General features: G+C 33.2%; 10 protein-coding genes. 4 read left to right on the top strand and 6 right to left on the bottom strand.

Annotated features, from left to right (window positions below):
• Nucleotides 1–163: 163 nt before the first annotated feature.
• From AC6CH4_RS04240 to AC6CH4_RS04230, 3 genes are all read right to left on the bottom strand, one after another.
• On the bottom strand, nucleotides 164–5,920 hold the full coding sequence (locus AC6CH4_RS04240) for a T9SS type A sorting domain-containing protein (RefSeq protein ID WP_498100444.1): 5,757 nt from the start codon (nucleotides 5,918–5,920) through the stop codon (nucleotides 164–166).
• A gap of 82 nt (nucleotides 5,921–6,002) precedes the next feature.
• A complete protein-coding gene (locus AC6CH4_RS04235; RefSeq protein ID WP_498100442.1) occupies nucleotides 6,003–6,698 on the bottom strand; it encodes a glycoside hydrolase family 78 protein in 696 nt (231 codons plus the stop codon).
• Nucleotides 6,699–6,700: 2 nt separating this feature from the next.
• The gene (locus AC6CH4_RS04230) at nucleotides 6,701–12,079 is read right to left on the bottom strand and encodes a T9SS type A sorting domain-containing protein (protein ID WP_498100440.1); all 5,379 of its coding nucleotides are present in this window, start codon (nucleotides 12,077–12,079) and stop codon (nucleotides 6,701–6,703) included.
• 302 nt (nucleotides 12,080–12,381) lie between these two features.
• Between AC6CH4_RS04230 and AC6CH4_RS04225 the strand changes: the two genes are divergently transcribed.
• Complete coding sequence (locus AC6CH4_RS04225) at nucleotides 12,382–14,016, top strand: S8 family peptidase (RefSeq protein WP_498100438.1); 1,635 nt, start codon at nucleotides 12,382–12,384, stop codon at nucleotides 14,014–14,016.
• 55 nt (nucleotides 14,017–14,071) lie between these two features.
• Entirely contained in the window at nucleotides 14,072–15,949 is a 1,878-nt protein-coding gene (locus AC6CH4_RS04220; RefSeq protein ID WP_498100611.1) for a M1 family metallopeptidase, read from the top strand.
• Nucleotides 15,950–16,020: 71 nt separating this feature from the next.
• Here the strand turns inward: AC6CH4_RS04220 and AC6CH4_RS04215 are convergent, their stop codons facing one another.
• Together AC6CH4_RS04215 and AC6CH4_RS04210 are read right to left on the bottom strand one after the other, a co-directional pair.
• Nucleotides 16,021–17,229 carry a DUF418 domain-containing protein gene (locus AC6CH4_RS04215; protein ID WP_498100436.1) on the bottom strand — a complete coding sequence of 403 codons (1,209 nt, stop codon included), beginning with the start codon at nucleotides 17,227–17,229 and terminating at the stop codon, nucleotides 16,021–16,023.
• A gap of 152 nt (nucleotides 17,230–17,381) precedes the next feature.
• Nucleotides 17,382–18,320, bottom strand: coding sequence for an L-threonine 3-dehydrogenase (locus AC6CH4_RS04210; protein WP_498100434.1), 939 nt, complete (start codon nucleotides 18,318–18,320; stop codon nucleotides 17,382–17,384).
• 345 nt (nucleotides 18,321–18,665) lie between these two features.
• On the opposite strand from AC6CH4_RS04210, the gene AC6CH4_RS04205 reads away from it, so the two are divergent.
• Together AC6CH4_RS04205 and mfd are read left to right on the top strand one after the other, a co-directional pair.
• On the top strand, nucleotides 18,666–19,265 hold the full coding sequence (locus tag AC6CH4_RS04205) for a hypothetical protein (protein WP_498100432.1): 600 nt from the start codon (nucleotides 18,666–18,668) through the stop codon (nucleotides 19,263–19,265).
• Nucleotides 19,262–22,627 (top strand): transcription-repair coupling factor, encoded by a 3,366-nt coding sequence (mfd, locus tag AC6CH4_RS04200; RefSeq protein WP_498100430.1) that lies wholly within the window; start codon nucleotides 19,262–19,264, stop codon nucleotides 22,625–22,627. The genes AC6CH4_RS04205 and mfd overlap by 4 nt, the downstream gene beginning before the upstream one ends.
• 291 nt (nucleotides 22,628–22,918) lie before the next feature.
• Here the strand turns inward: mfd and AC6CH4_RS04195 are convergent, their stop codons facing one another.
• On the bottom strand, nucleotides 22,919–26,287 hold the full coding sequence (locus tag AC6CH4_RS04195) for an Ig-like domain-containing protein (protein ID WP_498100428.1): 3,369 nt from the start codon (nucleotides 26,285–26,287) through the stop codon (nucleotides 22,919–22,921).
• Between the last annotated feature and the right edge of the window lie 169 nt (nucleotides 26,288–26,456).

Genomic DNA, 26,456 nt, shown 5'->3' with positions numbered 1-26,456 from the left:
TTTACAATTCGGTCGGTCAAGTGTACATATTTTAAATGACTTTTCCTTACGGGTTTACGTAAAGGAGTGATTTTTATAAGTTTTCATAAAAACTGCAGCAAAAATAAAAAACCCATTTTCAATGGAATGAAAATGGGTTTTTTGTATTATGGAGAATTAATATTTATTCGATTATAATTTTCTTCGCTGATGCAGCATCCTGATTAATTAAGTATAAATAATAAACTCCTTTTGGTAATTCGGACAAATCTATGCTATTGTTTGTATTGCCAGAATCCAAATTAAATGATTTAACCAATTGCCCGATGGTATTGTAAACGGTTACTTTGTCTAAAGTGATATTGTTGATGTATACTTCACCTTTTGTTGGGTTTGGATATACAACAACTTTATCGAAAACAGATTCTTCAAGCCCTAATTGTTTACAAGTCGAGACATAGGTTGCTGAAGCATCTTTAATATTTGCCCAATTTGTATTAGAATATTCGACGTTATCTACTTGGATACAAGAAAGCTTTGGGTTGTTTAAAAAACTTGTGTAAACAACGGTTTGAGATTTATTGGTAGGATTTGCTAATATGAAGTTTGCATTATTTCCGTTTTTCAGATTTAATGTTGTTAATGGATTATACTCAACATATAACGCTTTTAATTTTGTATTTTGTGAGACATCCAGAGAGCTCAGCTCATTTCCAAAAGCATTTAGAAGTACTAATTCTTTGTTTTCCGAAACATTTAGATTTGTTAATCCCATATGAGCACATTCTAACTCCTCAAGCTTTTTATTTGTAGTTAAATCTAATGATGCTATTTTGTTAAGACCAATTTCTAAAAATGCTAAATTAGGTTTGTTCGTTAGGTCAATTTTTGTTAGGGAATTACCACGGCAATGAAGCTCAGTAAGATTATTATTGGTAAGATCTATTTCGGTTATTTTATTAAAGTTAAAACCCAATCTTAAAAGATTTATGTTTTGAGATAAATCAATTGAACTTATTTGATTCTGTGCAAATTCAAGAGTATGAAGTTTTGTGTTTTTTGATACATTTAGACTTGTTAAATTATTTTCTTTAACATCTATATATTCAAGCACCAGATTTTTGCTTAAATCAATGGTTGTTATTTTATTAGAATTACAAGTGAAATATTTTAATGATGTAAATTTTTCAATTCCAGTCAAATCTGTAATGTTGCTGTTAGAAAGATCCAAATATGTTATCTTTTCGATGTCTGCAGTCGTAACTTTTCCGTTTAAACCATCAGTGTCAATTCCTAAATCAATTAATTTTTGTTCAAAATTTGAATCTGGAATTTGAGTATAAGATATACAATTAGTGTTGTAACTTGCATTTTTGTCTTTTTTAGCAGCCCAATTTGTATCAAAATAATTACTATCATCAACTTGAATACAGCTTAGATTTGGATTGTCTATAAGATTTAGATATGCAAATTTAACATTGTTTGCATTCTTCAAATTTAGACTCGTTAATTGATTAGAATTAGAATATAAACCGACTAAGGCAGCATTTACGCTAACATCCAAAGTGGTTAGCTGATTTTTTGAACAATTTAAAAATTCTAGAGCTTTATTTTTGCTTACATCCAAATTTGTTAATTGATTAGATTGACAATATAGCTCTGTTAGAGTAGTGATTTTAGAAACATCCAAATAGGTTAATTTATTTTCGCGACAATCCAGCAGATTTAAAGCTGTATTCTTACTTACATCTAAACTGGTTAATTGACTAGTATTACAGCCCAAAAATGTTAACGCAGTATTTGAGCTTACATCCAAAGCAGTATATTTGTTTGAACCCGAATCTAATTTTGTTAACGCTGTATTTACTTTAATATCTAACGCTGTTAATTGATTTGAATAGCAGCTCAAATTAAGTAAAGCAATATTATTACTTACGTCTAAAGAGGTTATTTTATTGTTGTTACAGTCTAGAGTAGTCAGAGTGGTATTCTTACTTACATTTAGTGTTGTTAATGAATTTTGACCACAATACAAATCAGTTAATGATACGAAGTCTTGTATTCCTGTTAAATCTGAAATATTACTTTTGGTAAGGTCTAAGAACTTTACAGTGCTAATATTATAAGTAAGAACTTTTCCATTTAATCCATCAGTGTCAATTCCTAAATTAATTAGTTTTTGTTCAAAATTTGAATCAGGTATTAAAGTGTATGGAGTACAATCTAAATTGTAACTCGCTTTAGCGTCTTTTGATGTAATCCAATTTGCATTAGCATACACAACACTATCTACTTGTATGCAGCTTAAATTTGGGTTATTTGTTGCATTCAGGAAATGTAGAATAGTATTATTTCCATTTTTTAAATTTAGGCTTGTTAACTGGTTGTTTTCACAACTTAAACCAACTAAGGCAATATTCTTAGAAATATTCAAATTTGTTAATCGATTATTATAGCAAGATAGATTTATTAAAGCACTATTATTTGAAACATCTAAACTGATTATTTGATTAGAGAAACAAAATAAATCTACCAAAGAAGTGTTTTTAGAAATATCTAAATTCTTTAACAAATTATCGTTACACTTCAGGAATTTTAGAGCTGAAAAATCTTGAATTCCGGTTAAATCACTTATGCTGCTTAAAGAAACGTCTAAAGAAGTGATAGACGCTAAATTTGGTGTAAGAGCTTTTCCATCAGGGACTCCAACATCAATTCCTAGAGAAATTAGTTTTTTTTCAAAATTTATATCGGGAATAGTGGTGTATAAATCTATGCAATCGACATTAAAACTTGCTATTGTATCTTTTTTAGTTATCCAATTGGTATTAGCATAAACAATGTCATCTACTTGAATACATTTTAGATTTGGGTTATTAGTGGAATCAAAACTTGCAGGCGAAATAGAATTTTTTCCATTTTTTAAATTTAGGCTTGTCAATTGATTATTATTACAAAGTACAACAGCTACAGCAGTGTTTTTTGAAATATCTAAAGCAGTTAATTGATTAGATGCACAAGTTAAAATACTTAAAACAATATTATTAGAAACATTTAAATTAGTTAATTGATTAGAATCACAATAGAAATAATTTAAACTCGTATTCTTTGAAATATCTATATTGGTTAATTGATTAGAATCACAATACAAAGCTACTAAAGCAGTATTCTTTGAAACATCTAAATTTGATAATAAATTAGAACTGCAAAATAAATTGCTTAAAACTGTGTTTTTAGAAACATCTATATTTGTTATTTGATTGGAAGAAAAAGATAAATAGATTAAAGCTGTATTTATTTTTACATCCAAAGTAGTTAATTGATTTTTATCACATTTTAAATAAGTTAAGGCAGCATTTTTAGAAACATCTAATTTCGTTAATATATTAGATTCACACATTAATTGTTTTAAAGCTGTATTCTTAGAAACATCTATATTCTTCAATTGATTGTTTCCACAAAATAATTTTGTTAAAGCCGAAAAATCCTGAATTCCTGTTAAGTCAGTTATCTCGCTGAAAGAAACGTCAATCTCTGTAACGGTATTAATACTTGATGTTAGTACAGATCCATTTAATCCATCTGTGTCAATTCTTAAATCAATCAGTTTTTGTTCAAATTTTGGATCTGGAATTAAAGTATATAGTGAACAATTTACATTGTAATTTGCAGCAGCATCTTTTATATTCGCCCAATTGGTATTGGAATAAGCAGCATCGTCAACTTGAATACAGGTTAAGGAAGGATTATTAGTGAAATCGTTTGCTAATAAATTAGTGTTTTTGCCGTTTTTGAGATTCAAAGCCGTTAATTTATTACTATTGCAATAAACATAAGTCAAAGCTGCATTTTTGGAAACATCAAGTGTGGATAATTGATTTAATTTACAATTTAAATAATATAACGACACGTTTTTAGAAACATCCAAAACGGTCAATTTGTTATTATTGCACTCTAAAAAAGTTAAAGCCAGGTTGTTAGAAACATCGAGTTTGGCTATTTGATTTAAGTTACAACTTAAATGATCTAAAATCAAGTTTTTAGAAACATCTAAAGCGGTCAATTTGTTACTACTGCAGTATAAAGAATTCAAATTCGGATTATTTGAAACATCAAGTGTGGATATTTGATTTAATTCGCACTTTAGATAAGATAAAGTCAGGTTTTTCGAAACATCCAAAGCAGTCAACTTGTTATTATAGCAATCTAAAAACCCCAAAGCGGTATTTTTGGAAACATTAAGAGTAGATATTTGATTCCAGCTACAATATAAATAGTATAAAGCCGGGTTTTTAGAAACATCTAACGCAGTCAACTTGTTAACAAAGCAGTATAAGTAAGTTAAAGCTGTATTATTAGAAACATCTAAGGTTGTTATTTGATTGTTATCACATCTTAATTCTTTTAAAATCGAATTTTTAGAAATATCCAAAGCTGTCAATTTATTATTATTGCAGTATAAAGTAGTTAAAGCCACACTTTTAGAAACATTTATTGTGGTTAGCTGATTATTATTACAACGTAAATTATTCAAAGCCACATTTTTAGAAACGTCAAGTTTGGTTATTAGATTATTGTCACAATATAAATCAGTTAAAGCAACAAAATCCTCAATACCAGTTAAGTCAGAAATTGAACTATTTGAAACACTCAAACTCTTTAAAGTTGCAATACGCTCTCTATCCACCTTTCCATTAATACCATCTTTATCAATACCCAAAGCAATTAATTTGGCTTCAAACTTTGGATCAGGAATCAAAGTATAAATTGTACAATCGGTATTAAAGGAAGTATAACTATCCTTGAAGTTGCTCCAGGCTGTGGTAGCAAAAGCCACATCATCGACCTGAATACAGCGCAATACAGGATTAAATTTAAAATCAACTGTCGTCAGCAGAGTGTTTTTACCATTACGCAAATCGATGCTTTCTAAGTTGGCATTCTTGCTTATATCTATTGTTTTTAAAGTGAAGTTTTTAGAAAAATCAAGCTTAGTGTAATTATTTCCAGAACAATTCAAGGTTTCCAACTGAGCAAAATCTTCAATACCGCTTAGATTAGTGATTCCAGCATTGGAAACATCCAAACTCTTTAAAGATACAATATGCTCTGTAGCCACTTTTCCATTCATGCCGTCTTTATCAATGTCTAAAGCAATTAATTTGGCTTCAAACATTGCATCAGGTATCAAAGTATAAGAAATACAGACTGTATTAAAAGTAGCTGTAGCGTCTTTACTTTTAGACCAATTCGCATTGGCGTAAGCAGTGTTATCTACTTGAATACATGTTAAAGCTGGATTGTATATAAAATTGACATAACCATCATTCAATGAATTGTTGTTACCATTTTTGAAGTTCAAATTTTTTAATTTGTTACTCTCGCAGTAGAAAATAACCAAAGCAGTATTATTGGAAACATCCAGGGCGGTTAATTGATTATCGCTGCAAATTAAATATCTTAAAGCTAGGTTTTTAGAAACATCTAAAGCAGTTAATTTGTTAGGATTGCAGTATAAAACAGTCAAGGACAAGTTCTTGGAAACATCTAAGGCAGTTAATTGATTCGAACCACACCTTAATTCCTCTAAATTCAAGTTTTTAGAAACATCTAAAACGCTCAATAGGTTATTATAACAGTCTAAAGAAGTCAGAGCCAAATTCTTGGAAATATCAAGTTTGGATATTTGATTATGAGCGCATCTAAAATCTTTTAAAGCTACAAAATCCTGAATACCAGTTAAGTCTGAAATTGTACTATAAGCAACATCCAATGAAGTCAATTTGTTCACATTTGCGGTGAGCACTTTACCATCGGCAGTACCAGAATCAATACCCAGACTAATTAATTTTTTTTCAAAATTCACATCAGGAATAGATGTATACTGTGCATAAATAGAAAAATTTGCTAATAAAAGCAATAAAAGTAGTTTTGTTTTCATAGGCTAAAATATGACGCAATATTATTTAAAAATCCCATTTTCAAATTAATGGAAATGGGATTTTACTTTAAAATATATAAATTTAGTTCGTTTTAAACTTCCAAACCTGACCAATAGTTTCTCCTCCTTTGTTATCTTTTACAACTACTCGCCAGAAATATTGTTTTGTAGGTTCAACTGCAATGTTAGTTGAAAGTGTAGAAATATTGTCACTTATTTTTACCGTTGGCGGATTGGCCGTTCCAAAATAAACATCATAAGAAAGAACATCGCCAGTGTCAACATCAGAAGCAGTCCATTCTAAAGTTGCGCTCGTTCCGGTTAAAACACTATTTATAAATGGTTGTTTTAAAGCGGGAGCGAATGGTAAATGATTTACTACTGCAACACCAGCTGTATAAAATTTATAAGTTGCCGTGTAGGCGCTTGCTAAACCTTTAGCATCAGTTGCTTTTACTCTCCAATAATAAGCCGTGTTTTTGTCTAAAGTAGCAGTATTAGTCAGGCTGGATGTTCCGTCTAACGTTGAAACGATTTGAGTAAAACCATTGTCTTTTGCAACCTGAATCTGGTAGACCACTGCATCTTTTTCAGTATCGCTGGATTGGTTCCATTGAAAAACAACGGTATTGTCTAAACATAATTTATTATCGGTCGGACTTGCTAATGCAGGTACAGTTGGTGCAGTATTTACCGGAGCAACAGGATCATCTCCGCCACCGCTACCGCAGGCTGTAAATAGTAAACCGATGATTGATAGGTATATAAAATTCTTCATCTTTATTTTTTTATGATTTTAATATATTCTGGAGTTTCTAAATAGATTTTAGCTGCATAAATTCCTGAAGGTTGATTTTCAAGATTTAATTTTGCCGTTCCATTTTCGATAACATACGCTTTGCGAGAAACTAATTGACCACCAAAATTGTAAAGTTCAATTGTAATTTCATTTTTGTCGGTTGGAATTTCAATCTCAAAATTTCCACTAGTTGGATTCGGGTAGGCAGAAAGAACTGTTCCCAGAATCTCTGTCGTTTTAACCTTTTTAGCATAAACTCCTTCACAAGCTTTTGCAGTAGCTACTTCGATTAATCCACCTTCGCTAAGTTCTATAGAAAAGTTAGAATCAGTTGTTTGAAATTGTTCTGTACCATCTACAAAAACTGTAAATGGTGCAGTTCCTTCAGTAATTTCGATATCTACCTTTTTAGATGCAATACTAGATTTTCCAGCAATTGTAGCACCTTTTACAATGGTTACAGTAAAGTTTTGTTCGAAAATTATATTAGGAATAGTAATCTTAATTTGGTAAACTCCAGGAACTAAAGCAGTAACTTTTAAACTATTGTTTGTAAAAGTATAAGGCTTGTCATTAACAGTAGCAACATAATCAAATGCTGTTTTGGCCACAATGCTTATTTCTCCATTGTTTTCACCAAGACAAGACTCGCCTTTAGTTTCAACAGTAAAATTGTTTGCAGGTAAAACTAATTCACCAGTACATTCTGTATTGTAAGTTGCAATAGGGTCTTTTTTATTTAACCAATTTGTATTAGCATAGGTTACATTATCGACAAGAATGCAATATAACTTCGCATTAGATCTAAATGAAATGTAATTATTATTAATTAGATTATTTTTTCCATTTCTAAAATCTACGCTCGTCAATTCATTAGAATCCAACATTAAAGTTTGTAATAGCGGATTTTTTGAAACATCTATTGTTGTAATCTTATTTCCAGAAATCTCCAGGTTTAACAATTGACTGTTATTTGAAACATTAACAGAAGTTAGTTGACATTGTTTTGCATATAATCCATTTAAGTTCGTATGCAGTGAAATGTCAATGCTTTTTATTTCGTTATTAGAAATACTCAAAGTTGTTAAAGCAAGATTGTTTGAAATATCTATACTTTTAATTTGATTATTTGAAATTTGCAAACTTTTCAAATTTACATTCGCTGCAACATTTACGCTTGTTATTTTATTTGTAAATACAGCTAATGTTTCTAAAGCAATATTATTAGAAACGTCAATTGTTGTTAATGAGTTACTATAAGCATTAAGCGATTTTAGAGAAGTATTAGCAGAAACATTTAACTCCGTCAGATTATTAGAATTACAATCTAAAGTTTCCAAAGCTGTATTTTTTGATAAATCTAAAGTACTGATTTTATTGTCTGCTATATCAAGATACTTTAATTTCAGGTTTTTAGAAACATCTAATTTCGTTAAAGCGCCATGATAACAAGACAATCTTTCTAATGCTTTAAAGTCTTCAATTCCACTTAAATCTGTCACTTTATTGGTTAGATCAAGGGCAGATAATTGTGTCAGGTTTTCTATACTTGATGTTAGAACTTTTCCGTTCGGGCCATCCTTATCGATCCCTTGAGATATTAGAATTCTTTCAAAGTTTGGATCAGGAATTAATGTGTACTGAAAATTTTCAGGACATGCTTCTGTAGAATAAGTTGCTTTGGCATCTTTTGCAATCCAATTTTCGGTAGAAAATGTAGCATTATCAACTTGGATACAAGCCAAATTTGGATTTTCTGTAAAGTTTCCAAAAATCATATTTTTCATGTTGGCATTGTTACCATTCTTTACATTCAGCGTGTACATGTTATTGGCGGCACAATCAAACTCTTTCAGTTTCGTGTTTTTAGAAACATCTAAGTATTTTATTTTATTAAAGCTCACACTTAAAGAAGTAAGTACTGCGTTATTGGAAAGATCCAAAGCAGTAAGTTCATTTTTAGTACAATTTAAATTAGTAAGCCCAATACTATTTTTAGTATTTAAATCTTTTATAGCATTTGAGCTGCAATCTACAGTAACTAGCTGACTGTCGTTGCCGTAATAGATCTTAGTTAGATTTAAACTTGTTAAAGCATTATTACTACAATTTAAAGAAGTCAAAGACAGCATTTCTGAAGCATTAAAAGCAGTCAATTTATTTTTGCTGATATTTAATGTTGTCAAAGAGATGTTTTTTGAAAAATTTACAGCAGTTAATGCATTATTGCTGCAATCCAGAGAGCCTAAGGAATTAAAGTCTTCAATTCCCGTTAAGTCAGTAATACCACTGCCTGAAACATTAAGACTTGTTAAAACTGCGATACTTAGTGTTGAAACTTTCCCATTTTTACCATCTTTATCGATTTGAAGCGCGATCAATTTATCTTCAAATTTAGGGTCAGGAATCAATGTGTAAGGAACCACTACAGGACAAGCTTCTTGCGAAAAAGCAGCCGTTAGGTCTTTTTTAGTTGCCCAATTTTGGTTAGAAAATGCCAGATCGTCTACTTGAATACAAGTCAAATTAGGATTCTCGGTAAAATTAACGTAAGTTAATAAAGTATTTTTTCCATTTTTTACGTTCAGATTTGCCAATTTATTAGCGCCCAAATTCGCACTGGTTAATTTTGAATTTTTTGAAATGTCTAAAGTTCTGATATTATTAACATAACATGTAAACTGAGTCAGTTCAGTATTTGCTTTAATATCCAAAGTTACCAATTGATTTCTTGAAACATCTAAATCCTTTATTTTGATGTTTTTACTCAAATCTAAAGTTGCTAGTTTATTAGCTCGAAGATCTACATAAACTAAATTAGCCTGATTGCTAAGATTTACAGCAGTAATGTTGTTGGAATTCAGGGTTAGACTGGTTAATGTATTATTTGTCGGAAGCTTTACATTTTCAATTTTATTTCCAGATGCATTTAAATAAGTTAAGGCCTGGTTGTTTGAAACATCTAAGGAAGTTAAATTGTTTCTGGAAACATCTAATTGTATAAGAGATTTAAAATCTTCAATCCCAGTTAAATCTGTAATGCCTTTTAGTGAAAGCTCGTTCATATATAAAATATTAGAAATACTTTCAGTTTTTACTTTTCCATTTTTTCCATCTCTGTCAAATTTTAGAGAAATAAGGGCATCTTCAAATTTTGAATCAGGAATAAGGGTATAAACTTCACAATCTAAACTTAAACTTGCAGCAGGATCTTTAGTAATATTCCAACTTTTTACAGACTCTAAGTCTGCAACTTTAATGCAGGTAAGTGCGGTGTTATTTGAAGCATTTAAGGTTTTTAAAGCAGTATTTTTTGACAAATCAACTTTAGTGATTAAGTTGTTTGAAATGTTTAAAGTTTCTATAGCTGTAAATCCTTCAATGCCTGTTAGGTTTACGATTGAACTGTTAGATAAATCAAGTGTTGTGATTGTATTGATACTAGAATTAAGAACAGCTCCGTTTTTACCATCTTTATCAATTTGAAGCGCAATTAATTTATCTTCAAATACAGGATCAGAAATTATTGTCGAAAGTTCGCAAGCTAACGAATTGAAATTAGCCTCAGCATCTTTTAAGGTCGACCAGTTGCTATTGGAATACGCAACATTGTCAACCTGAATACATTTTAGATTTACGTTGTTTTTAAAGTAAGATTGATGTGTTGAACCAGCTCTGCCATCAAAATATGTGAAATAGATTCCGGTACTGGCTAACTTCGGATTATTTCCGTTTTGTAAATTAAGGTTGCTTAAGTTATTATTGCCGCAGTCTACATAAGTTAAAGCAGTGTTTTTACTAAGATCCAAAGAAGTTAGTTGATTAGAATAGAGGCCCAAAGATTGTAATAATTTATTATTGCTGACATCTAAAGCCTTTAATTCATTTCCTCCAACCAATACAACTTCTAATGCTGTATTTGCAGATAAATCTAAAGAAGATAATTTACCAATTTGTAAATCAAGCATTTTTAAAGCTGTATTTTTACTTAAATCAAGTCCTGAAAAAGTAGCTTGCGAAACTGATAATTCAATAAGCTTAGTATTGGCAGAAAGATCTAAGTTTGCTAAAATAGTACTAAGACTACCACTGTGTCCGCAAATTAAGTACTCTAAAGCCTTATTTGAAGAAACATCAAAACTTGTTAACGGATTACTTTCGCAATTTAGAAAGGTTAAATTAGTATTTGCTTTTAAATCTAAAATTGTAAGTTCATTGCTGCTTACATCTAGTTTGGTTAAAGCTACGTTTTTTCTTAAATCTAAAATCTTTAAATCATTAACCCTGCAATCTAAATTTTTTAGCGCTAAGTTTTGTGTAACATCCAAAGCTGTAATTGCATTTGCACCCAATCGTAATGTTTCTAAATCAGTATGATTTTTTACATCTAGAGATTTCAGTTGATTATTAGAACAATCTAAAGTTTTTAATTTTAGATTGTTTGAAAGGTCTAATACTGATAATTTGTTAGAATTACAGGTCAAAGAAATAAGAGATTTATTTGCAGCTATATCTAAAGCAGTCAGACTGTTACTATGAAGCATAACATCTGTTAGTAAGGTATTTTGAGATAAATCAACCGTACTTAGGCTGTTATATTGCGCTGATAAATTTGTTAAAGCGGTATTTTTTGAAAGATTTAATTTTTGTATGGTGTTATTAAAAGCACAGTTCAGACTAGTTAAAGCTGTAAAATCTTCAATTCCGGTTAAGTCAGTGATAGAACTAGAAGAAATATTTAAAGAGGTTAACTTGTTAACATTATTCGTTGGTACTTTCCCATCAGGTGTCCCAAAATCAATTTTTAATGCAATTAATTTTTTCTCAAAATTAACATCGGGAATAAGAGTGTATTGTTCTGTTCCCTGCACATAAACTTCTACATCATCAATTAAAACATAAAAAGTAGCGCTGTCGAAGCTAAAAGTAGAAAATGACAAATCGTAAGATAGATCTGCATCTGGTGTAAAAGTAGTTTCTTTTGAAGTCCACAAATTATTTGTAGCAAAAGTACTGCTTGATAAAGTCGTTGAACTTCCTGCTTTTGAAATATTCAAAGCAATTGGATGATCTCCGCCATAATTTGATTGTATATATTTATACTTATATTTTACGGTATAAGTAACACCAGCCTTCATAGGAACCTGTGTAGTAATTTTAGGAGACACAGTTGTGTATGATAATTTTGCACTCCACTGTCCAGACGCAAAATCAGCATTTGAAATAACAGAATTCGCAACGGTCCAACTTTGTGGTATATTACCGGTCCAGGTTTCAAATCCAGAATTCTGAACTAAGTTAATCTGCGCATAAATCGAAAAATTTGCCAGTAACAGCAACAAGAGTAGTTTTGTTTTCATAGAATAAGTTTATGATTCAGTCGCGCAAGTGTACAGGTTTTAAACTAACTTTCCTTACGGGATTACGTAAAGAAGCTGTTTTTTCTCAATAATTTAATCTATGATGCCTCAGAAAGACGGTAGTCATAATTAATAATTGCTTTCGTAGGAAATAATTTAATCTTTACTGTAAAGGGCTTTTCTATTATTTTACATTTTCTTAAATCATAACTAAAAAATCATAACACAGTGTTAACTGTTAGTTTTTTGTAACAAAAAATCATAATTTAGGCCCATCTTTAACTTTTATTATAATTATATATATGAGTCATATAAAACCAAATAGTTTATCTGCTTTTGCATTACTTGTTTTAGCAGGTTGTAGTGTAACCTTACAAGCGCAGGTATCAACTCCTAAAGCAGCAATTACTGCTCCTTTTGCTATTGTAAAAAAAGCTCCGGTTACCGAAAATGAATTGAAAAGATGGAGTCATCTTGATCTGGCAAAAGATACCATTGCCGGAATGAGTGTTGATAAGGCTTACGCCGAATTACTACAAGGTAAAACTGGTGTAAAAGTAATTGTTGGTATTGTTGATTCGGGTGTCGATATCGAACATGAAGACCTTAAAGGAATGATTTGGACGAATCCTAAAGAAATTGCAGGTAACGGAATCGATGATGATAAAAACGGTTTTATTGATGACGTTCACGGTTGGAATTTCCTTGGAGATGCCGTGCATGAAAATCTTGAAATGACGCGTGTTGTTAAAAAAGGAGACAACGGTTCTCCGGAATATAAAAATGCTTTGGCACAGTATAAAGAGAAATATGAAAAAGCCTTAAAAGATAAGCAACAAGTAGATTTTTTATTAGATGTTCATAGTACTATTAAAAAGGAATTAAATAAAACGACTTATAAACTTGAAGATTTAAGCACGATCACTTCTACTGATCAAAAAGTAGCAAGAAGCAAAATGGTCATGACACAAATTTTTACCAATGCAGGACCAACTTTTGATCCTGAAGCAGAATTGGAAGATTATAGAAAACAGGTTTATGATCAGTTAGATTACAATTTAAACAAAGAATTTGACGGAAGAAAAATCGTAGGCGATAACCCTGAAGACATTAAAAATAATCATTATGGAAACAATGTTGTTTTTGGTCCTGATAAAGAAGAAGCACTTCACGGAACTCACGTTGCCGGAATTATTGCACAAGTTCGTGGTAATAATTTAGGAGGAGACGGAATCGCTAATAATGTTGAAATTTTAACCGTAAGAGCTGTGCCGGATGGAGATGAATATGATAAAGATATTGCATTAGCAATTCGTTATGCGGTTGATAATGGCGCAAAAGTAATTAACGGAAGTTTTGGGAAAAGTTTTTCTCCACATAAACAATGGGTTTATGATGCTTTACTATATGCAAAGAAAAAAGATGTTTTAATTGTCCATGCTGCAGGTAATGATGGATATAATATCGATGAAACAAAAAATATCAATTATCCAAATGATTCTCAAGACAACGTTAAAGAGTTTACAGATAATGTAATTACAATTGGTGCGATTAATAAAGCGTACGGAGAAAATGTAGTTGCTCCATTTTCTAATTTTGGAAAAATCAACGTAGATGTTTTTGCTCCGGGTGAAGAAATTTATGCAACGGTTCCAAATAATAAATATAAATACTTGCAGGGAACATCAATGGCATCACCAAATGCTGCCGGAGTTGCTGCTTTAATTCGCTCTTATTATCCAAAATTGAAAGCAAACCAGGTAAAACAAATTCTGATGGATTCCGGAGTTGCACTTCCTCCAAAAGTAGTTTTGGGAGAAAATCCAAATCCAGATACGGCACCAGTGGCAGTATCATCAGCTGAATCATCAAAAACAGCTAAAATGGTGAATGCCTATAATGCGTTGTTAATGGCTGAAAAAATGTCGAAGAAATAAAAAATACTAATCACGATGGAAGAGTGGCAGCTCTTCCATTTTTATTAAAACAATGATGCGAAAAATTATACTATTATCCTTTTTGAGTTTTGGTTTAAACTCAGCATTTGCACAAAACGCCCCATATTGGCAACAACATGTTGATTACAAAATGGAGGTTGCTATGGATGTCAAAAACTATCAGTACAAGGGAAAGCAAGAATTGGTATACACGAATAATTCTCCTGATACTTTAAGAAAAGTATTTTACCATTTATACCCAAATGCTTTTCAGCCAGGAAGCGAAATGGATGCACGTTTGCATTCGATAAAAGATCCTGATGCAAGGATGGTTAATAAAATTAAAGATGCTGACGGCAAAGAAGTAAAACAAAGCCGCATTGAAACTTTAAAACCAAACGAAACCGGATTTTTAAAAATTACAAATTTCAAACAAGATGGTGTAACGGCTCAAACGAGAACTTCAAGTACGATTTTAGAAGTGACTTTGGCGAAGCCAATTTTACCAAATTCTAAAACAACTTTCACCTTAGATTTTGAAGGACAGGTTCCGGTGCAAATTCGTCGTTCAGGACGTAATAATAAAGAAGGTGTCGAATTATCGATGTCACAATGGTATCCAAAATTAGCCGAATTTGATTTTGAAGGTTGGCATGCAGATCCATATATCGCAAGAGAATTTCACGGAGTTTGGGGAGATTTTGATGTGAAAATTACTATTGACGCAGCATATACAATTGGTGGTTCAGGATATTTACAGGATAAAAATTCAATTGGTCATGGTTATGAAGATGCTGGTGTAACTGTTGTTTATCCGAAAAAAACAAAAACCTTAACCTGGCATTTTATCGCGCCAAATGTTCACGATTTTACGTGGGCTGCTGATAAAGAATACACACACGATATTGTAAAAGGACCAAATGATGTTGATTTGCATTTCTTCTACAAAAACGATCCAAAAACAACCGGAAATTGGAAACAATTAGAGCCTTTAATGGTAAAAGTGATGGATTATTACAACCATAAAGTAGGAGCTTATCCATACAAACAATATTCATTTATTCAAGGTGGAGATGGAGGAATGGAGTACGCAATGTGTACTTTGATGTTAGGAAGCGGTACACTTGAAGGAATTTTAGGAACGGCTACACACGAATTAGGACACTCCTGGTTTCAGCATATTTTGGCTTCAAATGAGTCAAAACATCCATGGATGGATGAAGGTTTTACAACTTATATTGAAGATTCTGCTCTAAATGAAATTGCAGCGAAAAAGGAAGAAAATCCATTTAAAGGAAATTATGCAGCTTATTATCAATTAGTACAATCTGGAAAAGAACAACCACAAACAACGCATGGTGATCGTTACGATGAAAACAGACCTTACAGCATTTCATCTTACGTAAAAGGAAGTATCTTTTTATCACAATTAGCGTATGTAATTGGGCAGGAAAATTTAGATGCTACTTTAAAAAGATATTACAATGATTTTAAATTCAAGCATCCAACTCCAAATGATATCAAAAGAACAGCGGAGAGAGTTTCAGGAGCTGAATTGGATTGGTATTTAATTGATTGGGCTGAAACAGCAAATACTATTGATTACGGAATAAAAGAAGTTGTTGATAATGGTGGAAAAACAACTGTCTCTCTAGAAAGAATTGGAAGAATGCCGATGCCAATTGATTTGACTGTTGAATACACCGATGGAACTTCTGAGAGTTTCTACATTCCGTTAAGAATGATGAATTTCATTAAACCAAATCCAAATCCAAACGTAAAAAGAACTGTTTTGGAGGATTGGGCGTGGGCTCAGTCAAACTACAGTTTTACAATCAACAAAAACAAAACAGCAATCAAAAAAATCGCCATCGATCCAAGCGGATTAATGGCTGATATTAAAGCTGCGAACAATGTTTTTGAAGTGAAGTAAGTAAAATACCATTATACAAAAAGCCCTTAAAATTATTTTTTTTAAGGGCTTTTTCTTTTTTCAAAATTTATTTAAAATTGAGATTTTACTGTTTTTACTTCAGTAGTAATCTCAGATTGTGTTTTCTTAAAAGGAAATAATTTCCAGTAACTGGCAGATCTCCATAACCATTCAATTGGACCATAATTGTATTTTGAAAGCCACCATTTGCTAATGAATAATTGAATAATAAAGACAAAAATTGCTAGGAAAAAGTAAAACCAATAAGGCAAAGTGTTGTAAATTTTAAAACCAATTCCTGAAAACAGAAAAGCAGCAATAATGTTTTGCATCATATAATTCGTCAATGTCATTTTACCGCTAACCCTAAAATAGCTAAAAATTGTTTTCAGTTTTCCGGTTGTATATAGTAAACATATTCCCGATGAGATGAATACCATCGTGTTAATTATTATCCAAAAAACAGGATGAAAATAAGGGAAAGTTACTTTCTGCTTAATGGCAATCTCAAAAAGAACACCGGAAATTATTGCCATAATCAGTGTTATTATAATAGTTTTTTTTAATAGATTTTTAAACTCAGGTAAACGATTAAAAAAGTTGATTTTTTGAGCGTAGAAACCTAAAAGCATAAGAGCAAACATCACGACATGTACTGTAACAGCATAAGCAAGATTAATCATTTCCTGGTAATACGTTCCCAGCAAATTAAATTTAAATACATCGAGCCAGTTATCAGAGTAAAATAATTTCAGGTATTTAGCCGTAGATTGTACATCAGGTAATGTTTGTTTTATCGAATGGATATAAGCAGTAAGAAACGGAACGGTTAAAAGAAGTATTCCGCACGTTATTAGAATTGTTTTGGATGAACTCTTGTAAAAGAATAAAAGCAATAAGCCTAAAAAAGCATAGTCTTTTAAGATATCGCCCAGCCAAAAAGCAGAATTTATAAAAGCAAAAATAAATAGAAGAAACATTCTCCAGCAAAAAAAGTAAACAGGATTTTTGCCTTTTTCTGCTACATTATTAATAAGTACAGCAAATCCATATCCAAATAAAATACTTAATAAGGTCCAGGATTTGGCTGAAAAAAAGTACAGATTAAAATAGCTTATAACCTCAGAAAAAATACCTTTTTTTACAATAAAACGTTCTAATCCAATATATCGAAAATCAACATAATTTCCTATTGCGACTCCCAATAAAGCCCAGCCTCTTAAAATATCAACTATTGCTGTCCTCTTATCTTCCTGAATGGGTTGAAATGTATTTGTCATAGATTTAAATTGGTTTTTGGTTCAAAAGCAATTCAAATGTAAGAAAATAATAATAAAATCATAGTGGCTGTATGGGAAATGAAATGGCAAAAAAAACTCGTTTAAAATTCATTTCTGAAAATTAGACGAGTCTTATTTTTTCCTTTTGGAGTTTATCCTAAATGCTCCAGCATATCTTTAGTCATGGTTTCAAGATCAAAAGTATGTTTCCAGCCCCAATCTTTTCTCGCTTCAGCATCATCAATACTTGCCGGCCAGCTGTCCGCAATTTTTTGACGGAAATCAGGATTGTAAGTAATCTCAAATTCCGGAATATGTTTTTTAATTTCTTCAGCAATTTCAGTTGGCGTAAAACTCATTGCCGCTAAATTGTATGAAGAATGTATTTTGATTTGTTCTGCCGGCGCTTTCATAATGTTGATTGTTGCATCAATGGCATCATCCATATACATCATTGGCATTTTGGTTTCTGATGATAAAAAGCATTCGTATTTTTTATCGGCTATAGCCTTATAAAAAATATCAACAGCGTAATCAGTAGTTCCACCGCCTGGAGGAGTAGACCAGCTGATTAAACCAGGATAACGGATGCTTCGAACATCAACCCCGTAAATGTTATGATAGTATTCGCACCATCTTTCTCCGGCTTGTTTACTAATTCCATAAACTGTCGAAGGTTCCATAACGGTATATTGAGGGGTATTTTCTTTTGGAGTTGTTGGTCCAAAAACCGCAATACTTGATGGCCAGAAAATCTTCTTTATTTTTTTTGCTTTCGCTAAATTTAAAACGTGAAATAAGGAGTTCATATTCAAATCCCAGGCAAATGCAGGATTTTTTTCGGCTGTAGCAGACAAAAGTGCAGCCATTAAATAAATATCAGTAATTTGATGTACTTCTACAAGATGCTCAATTTGGTTAAAATCTAAAGCATTGACCACTTCAAAAGGTCCGGAATTTACAACGTCAGTATTTAATTTTCGGATGTCAGAAGCAATTACATTTTCTGTTCCGTACAACTTACGCAATTTCTGGGTTAATTCTGTCCCAATTTGACCGCAAGCGCCAATGATCAAGATTTTTGGATTCATTTTTGTAGTTTTTTTAGAGATACAAATATAACGTTTTCGCAATTACGTACGTTTTTTTGAATCATAAATTATAAATTCAATAATGAAAAAGTTTGTTTGTTGGATAATTCTCTTTTTCAGGAGTGTGTCTTTGTGCCTGCAATGATGTGTCCTTGTGCCTTTGAAAAGGCTTTGTTAAAAATCATTTTATTGATGATAAGCCCTAAAGAAATGACCTTAATTTATTATCCCGATAACTATCCGGAGTAGCGAAAAAAATAACCTTGATTTATAGATTCTTTGGCAAAAAACAGAATTCGTAATTGTAAATTTACTTTGTAACTTTGTAGCTTAATGTTTTATCAAATGAAATATAAAATATCTCTTTTTTTGCTTTTAATTTTTGTGTTGAATTCATGTCAGAATGATAATGAAAGACGTCTTGCTGAAAACGCAAAAGAAGCAAAAAAGAATGAAAAAATCTTCAACAATATTAATAAAGCATGGGTTTTTATTGATGAGCCGATTAATGAAGTTTCAGAAAAAAATGCGACTTCATGGAATGAATGGCGTGACTTTCTAAAAGAACTAGGCGAGAAACCAAGAAAGACAATTGGTGCGTTTCAAAAAAAATCGACTGCAATTTCAAAAAAAGCTATTGCATTAAACAATAATATTCCTGCCGAATTTAATCAGCCTCAAATAAAAAGCCGAATTTCAATTTTGATTACCAAAGTCAAAATGATGGATTTATTTATTCATTTGAGCACAATTCCAGACGAAAAAGTGACTTTTTTAATTGGAGAAATCAACAAGGAATTGGTTTCATTAGAAAGACAAATGGATAAAATTGTCGAAAAAAATAAGATTCCAAAAGAAGAAGGAGAAGCTGATTTTTTAAGAATGTTAGATACAACACGAGCGATTCCTAACCAGGTTAAAGATCCAAATTTATCAATAAATTGAGTAAAAACGCCTTATATACAACGTATGACAATCTGCCAAAAACACAGCAGATTGCCACACAATTACTGGAGCAAAATCAGGTAAAAATGCATCTTAGCGGTTTGTTAGGATCAGCAGTTTCATTTATTATTCGTGCTGTTTTCAAAAAAACCGAATTGCCTTTTTTGATTGTTTTAGACAATAAAGAAGAAGCCGCTTATTATTTGAACGATCTCGAGCAAATGATTGGCGAGCAGGATGTATTGTTTTATCCAGCTTCATTTCGTCGTCCGTATCAAATTGATGAAACGGATAATGCCAATGTTTTGCTTCGAGCTGAGGTTTTAAACCGAATAAATTCTAGAAAAAAACCAGCCATAATTGTTACGTACCCGGAAGCACTTTTTGAGAAAGTTGTAACGCGTCAGCAATTAGATAAAAACACTTTAAAAGTGGCGCTGAACGATAAAATTTCGATCGATTTTATCAACGAAGTTTTGTTTGAGTACGAATTCAAAAGAGTTGATTTTATTACAGAACCTGGAGAATTTTCAGTTCGTGGGGGAATCGTCGATGTCTTTTCTTTCTCAAACGATCATCCGTATAGAATTGAATTCTTCGGGAATGAAGTAGACAGCATCAGAAGTTTTGACGTCGAGACTCAATTATCTGTAGAAACCCATAAAAAAATCACGATTATCCCGAATGTCGAAAACAAGATTTTCCAGGAAAATCGCGAAAGTTTCTTAGATTATATTGCAGAGAAAACGGTTCTTTTCATCCAAAATACTGACGGACTTTTCAGTCAGTTAGACAAACAATTCGCAAGAGCCGAAGAAGCTTTTGAGAAACTTTCAGGAGAAATAAAACACGCTACTCCGGAACAATTATTCTTAAATCAGAGTTCGTTTATTAAACGTGCCCTGGATTTTTCTATAGTAGAATTGGCTTCAAAACCAATTTTCAAAATCACTAAAAAATTCGAATTTCATTTTCAGCCACAGCCATCTTTCAACAAACAATTTGATTTGTTGCTGAATAATCTAAGCGACAATCATTTTAACGGCTATAAAAATTATCTGTTTTGCTCGAATGAAACGCAGGCAAAACGTTTTCACGATATTTTCGAATCGCTCGATGAAGCGAATTCAGAGAATATCCGCAAGCAATATCACACTATTGTATTGCCTTTGTACCAAGGTTTTATTGACGAAGAAAATCAGATTACGGCTTATACCGATCACCAGATTTTTGAGCGTTATCATAAATTCAACATTAAAAACGGTTATTCTAAAAAGCAGAATATTACGCTGAAGGAATTGACCGCACTTTCTGTGGGAGATTATGTAACACACATCGATCACGGAATCGGGAAGTTTGGCGGCTTGCAGAAAATTCAGGTTGAAGGCAAAACGCAGGAAGCCATAAAATTGGTTTATGCCGATAATGATATTGTATATGTGAGTATTCACTCGCTTCATAAAATCTCAAAATACAACGGAAAAGACGGAACGCCACCTAAAATTTATAAATTAGGATCGAACGCGTGGAAAATTTTAAAACAAAAAACCAAAGCGCGCGTCAAGCATATTGCCTTCAACTTAATTCAGTTGTATGCAAAACGCCGTTTAGAAAAAGGTTTTCAATTTGCGCCGGATAGTTATCTGCAAAACGAATTAGAAAGTTCGTTTATTTATGAAGATACACCGGATCAAACCAAATCAACACAGGAAGTAAAAGCCGACATGGAAAGCGATCGCCCGATGGATCGTTTAGTATGTGGCGATGTTGGTTTCGGAAAAACAGAGGTTGCGATTCGTGCTGCTTTTAAAGCTGTCGACAATAGTAAACAAGTTGCGATTTTAGTTCCAACTACGATTTTGGCGTACCAGCATTACAGAACTTTCACGGAAAGATTAAAAGATATGCCGGTTTCTGTTGGTTACTTAAACCGATTCAGAACCGCCAAACAAAAAGCACAAACCTTAAAAGATTTAGCCGAAGGAAAATTAGATATTGTCATTGGAACACATCAATTGGTCAACAAAAATGTTGTTTTTAAAGACTTAGGTTTATTGATTGTCGATGAAGAACAAAAGTTCGGTGTAAACGTAAAAGATAAATTAAAAACGATTGCTGCAAACGTCGATACACTGACATTAACCGCAACGCCAATTCCGAGAACACTTCAGTTTTCTTTGATGGCAGCGCGTGATTTATCGGTAATTACAACACCTCCGCCAAATCGTTATCCGATAGAAACGAATGTTGTTGGATTTAATGAAGAGATAATCCGCGACGCAATTTCGTATGAAATTCAACGAAACGGACAGGTTTTCTTCATCAATAACCGAATCGAAAATATAAAAGAAGTGGCTGGCATGATTCAGCGTTTGGTACCAAATGCCAGAGTCGGAATTGGCCACGGACAAATGGAAGGTGCCAAACTAGAAGAATTGATGTTAGGTTTCATGAACGGAGATTTTGATGTTTTGGTCGCAACCACGATCATCGAAAGTGGTTTGGATGTACCAAATGCCAACACGATTTTCATCAACAATGCCAATAATTTCGGATTATCAGATCTGCATCAAATGCGTGGTCGTGTAGGGCGAAGCAACAAAAAAGCATTCTGTTATTTCATCTGTCCGCCGTATTCATCCATGACCGAAGATGCGAGAAAACGTATTCAGGCTTTGGAACAATTCAGCGAACTCGGAAGCGGTTTCAACATCGCTATGAAAGATTTGGAGATTCGTGGTGCCGGAGATTTATTAGGAGGCGAACAAAGTGGTTTCATTAACGAAATTGGTTTTGATACCTACCAAAAAATCATGAACGAAGCCATCGAAGAGTTGAAGGAAAACGAGTTTAAAGATTTATATCCGGAAGAGAATAATATCGACACCAAAGAATACGTAAAAGACATTCAGATCGATGCTGATTTTGAGTTGTTATTCCCGGACGAATACATTAATAATGTCTCAGAACGTTTGGTTTTATACAACGAATTGGGCGCGATAAAAGACGAAGCCGGATTAAAAGAATATGAAAGAAAACTGATCGACCGTTTCGGACCGTTGCCAAAACAAGCAACAGCATTGCTAAACAGCATCCGCATAAAATGGATCGCCACGAAAGTTGGAATCGAAAAATTAGTCTTGAAACAAGGCAAAATGATTGGTTATTTTGTCTCAGACCAACAGTCAGATTACTATCAATCGTCTAAGTTCAGAAACGTTTTGACCTTTGTGCAAAAGCATAGTTCGCTCTGCAAAATGAAAGAAAAACAAACAGTAAATGGTTTACGTTTGTTACTGACTTTTGATAATGTAAAGTCTATCAAACGTGCATTGGAATTGATGGAGTTGTTTGAAGAATAATTTTTTTATTTTTTAGAAGCAGAAAGATTCTTTTTCAAAAGACGATCAGTCCCGCTATCCCTTTCAATCTTTTGCCCCGAACACCGGGACAAAAGGATTTTCAGTCCTATCGGGGCTAAGTTAGAAGTTTAGTAATTCTATTGACCTTTTCTCAAACTTTGCTTTGAAAAAACATAAAAAAAGCCGGATGAAATTTTCATCCGGCTTTTACTTTTTAAAAAATATTAATTCTTGCTAATTCGTGAAATTGCTTCGCCTATTTGTTATCGCTCGAGTCGTGGCGAAAAAAAATTATTTAACAATCAGCTTCTTAGTCACATTAAATTCATTAGAATTAATATTTACGATATAAATTCCAGAAGTTAAATGATGATTAATTTGTCCTGAAGTCGAAAGTCTTTCTGTTAAAACAGTTCTTCCGTTCATGTCTGAAACGGTGATCGAAGCCACATCTCCAGCTTGTAATTCAGGCATTAATACATGAAATTCACTATCAGTTGCCGGATTCGGATAAATCCCAATTACAGCTTCAGTTGCTGAAGCATCTTCAATATTTAAAGCAGATTTTCCTGTTCCAACTGTTGTTGGTTCCAATTGCCATTGTGCGCTGTACCAGCCATCTTGCGAATTTCCGTATTGAGCAGAACCTGTTTGATTTTCAACATGAATAATGTTTCCTGACTGCCATCTGTTTCTCAATCTTGTCCAAGTTCCATCAATATAATCGCTAGACCATTGTGCGCTCCAGAAAGTGGTATCTGTAATATTACATTGAACTGTTCCGGTTTGACCTTCAATATTAATTAATTCACCAGTTGCAACATTTTTAAGAACAAAATAAGTAGCATCAATAGCAATTTTCTGCCATTTGTAATTGTTTCCAGAAACTGTAGTTCCGTAACCAACATTCGCACTAGCATCAGATAAATAAGCACCGGTCCATCTGTTTTTAATAGTGTAATAATTTCCTGTTGCAGTTGAAACTGTTACAGCGCAAGTTGCTGTTTTGGTTCCGCTCACTGTTGTTACTGTAATAGTTGCAGTTCCGTTTGCAACTGCTGTAATTAATCCAGAAGCATTTACTGTTGCCACAGCTGTGTTACCAGAACTATAAGTAACCGATTTGTTTGTTGCATTAGCAGGAAGAATTGTTGGCGTCAATTGTTGCGTTCCACCAACCGCCAACGAAGCCGTAGTTGGACTCAAAGTTACGCTTGTTACCGCAACATTTGTTGCGTTTACAGTTACCGCACAAGTCGCTGTTTTTGCTCCGTCCTGAGTTGTTACTGTGATTGTAGCAGTACCTGCAGCAACGGCAGTTATTAATCCAGTTGTATTTACAGTTGCGATAGCAGTATTACTTGAACTATAAGTAACCGTTTTGTTCGTTGCTGTTGCAGGCGCAACTGTTGGTGTTAATTGTTGTGTTGCACCAACTAATAATGTTGCTGTTGTTGGCGATAAAATAACGCCTGTAACAGCCACAACAGTTCCAGGGTTCGAATCGTACCATGTATTGTTCATGTACCAACCTGTTTTATTTCGGCTTAAATCGGCAGATTGACTAGTTCCATCATTAAAAATTAAATTCGTTGACGTTACATTGGTAAACGTATAACTGTACCAGCCATTTCCGGTATCGGTCATATTAACTCCTGGCCAGGTTGCATTTGCTAAAACTCCCGCTGGCAAAGCACTCCAGTAATAAATCTTAATTCCGGTTCCCCAATTAGATGGTTTATAGAAATAAACAGTAAAATTAGTATTCGGATTTACTGTAATTGTTGCTATCGCAGTTTTGTTTCCGTCTTGAGTCGTTGCGGTAATTGTCGCCGTTCCTGCAGCAACTGCTGTTACAAGTCCACTAGAGTTTACTGTTGCAATTGCCGTATTGCTTGAAATATACGTTACGGTTTTATTTGTAGCATTTGCGGGTGCAACTGTTGCAGTAAGCTGTTGTGTATTTCCTGTATATAAACTTGCTGTAGTTGGTGTAACACTTACTGAAGCAACCGGAATCGCTGCAACCGTTATAGCTGAAGTTGCCGTTTTATTGCCATCAACAGTTGTAGCTGTGATTGTAGTTGTTCCTGCTGCTACAGCAGTTACTAATCCGTAAACGTTAACTGTTGCAACTGAAGTATTGCTGGATGTCCAGTTTATATTTTGATTTGTTGCATTTGCAGGAGCGATCGTTGCACTTAATTGTTGCGTAGAACCTAAACCAACAGTTACCGTTGATGGGCTAACAGAAACACCTGTTACCGCAACAACCGGAGCATTGGTATTGGTTAAAACCAAATATTCATAAGCCGCAAATGATCTTGTTGCGCCCGCAGTTAAAGTCACGGAAGCATTGTTGTTGTATGGATTTACATAAGTTCCTGCTAAAGCCGCCGGAATAACATAAGATTTAGAAGCGTTTCGTAAATTCGACATTACGATTACTTTTTCAGAACCTAATGTTTTTGTAAAAATGCTGATATCATCATTCGCATACATCGTTAAATCTCCACGTCTGATAGCAGCGCTCGAAGTTCTGAAATTTAAAATTTTAGCAAAATCTGCAGCCGCTGTTGGATTTTGAGACCAGTTGAATTTAAAACCTTGCCATGGCCAGTCGGTTTTGGGTTCGTAGTCAATTTCCTGTCCGCTCATCAAAAAAGGAACTCCTTTCATATAAGCTGAAACCAAAAAGTTCGCTACAATTCCGTTATGATTATTGAAGATTACAAAAGGTCTTTGTACACCATTATCATTGGTATAGGTGTCATGATTTCCGGTATAACGAACCGCTTGGTTAGAACCCGTAGCATTGGCATATTCATAATCATTGATCGTTTGAAAACGAGTCGAAACCGGACCACCGGCAGCAACATCTTTTAAGGCATTCCAAAACCATCTGTCACCAAAGTTCATATCAAAACCAGCCGTAAAGTTGGCTTGTCTGTCTCCTTCGGCTAACATTAATAATTTATGAGAAGAAATTCCACGGATGTTTCCGATAACTTCTGACCAAAAATCTAACGGAGGATTATTAGCATAATCGCAACGGTATCCGTCAACGTTTGCTGCTAAAATCCAATAACGCATGGCATCTTTGATAGCACCTCGTGTAGCTGAACTATTAAGATCAAGAGCTGCAATATCTGAAAAATTCCCTAATTGCTGAATGGTTGTTCCACTTCTCATATAATACTCAGGATGCGTGGTTGTCCAGGCATTATCCCAAGAGGTACCGTTGATGGCGATGTCCAGAATAACGGCCATTCCACGGCTATGGGCACCATCAACTAAAGTTCTTAAGTCAGAAAGCGAGCCATATTCTGATCCAACCGCTTTAAAATCTTTAATACAATAAGGAGAAGGCGAACTTCGAGAATCAGTACCGTGTGGGTAAATGGGCATTAAATAAATAACATTGGTACCGAGTGCTTTAATATTATCTAAACGGGCGGTTACTCCGGCTAAATTTCCGTTGGCACTAAACGGACGAATATGTACCTGATACATGTTGACATCCCGGGTATCGGGAACACCAGCGAATGGCGTACCGTACTGAGGCGGATCTTGTGCATAAACGGAACTTGCAAATAATAATAGAAAACAGATTACTGCTTTCGTGAAATGAAATAATCTAGTGGTAATTTTGATTTTCATAATTTCGGTTTTTTGCATGCTTGTCGGCATCTTCAACTAAAATTCATTCTCACTCGCATTGGTTTTAAATTCGACAAACATTTTGTGGTTAATAGTTTTCAAGTCGTAAAATTTTAATTTTTGTCCACAAAAGGACATGGTTATTTCGCCACGAATTACACGAATTAGC

Source organism: Flavobacterium sp. GQ95, from assembly GCF_059758655.1.
This window is presented reverse-complemented; position numbering and strand designations above follow the sequence as displayed.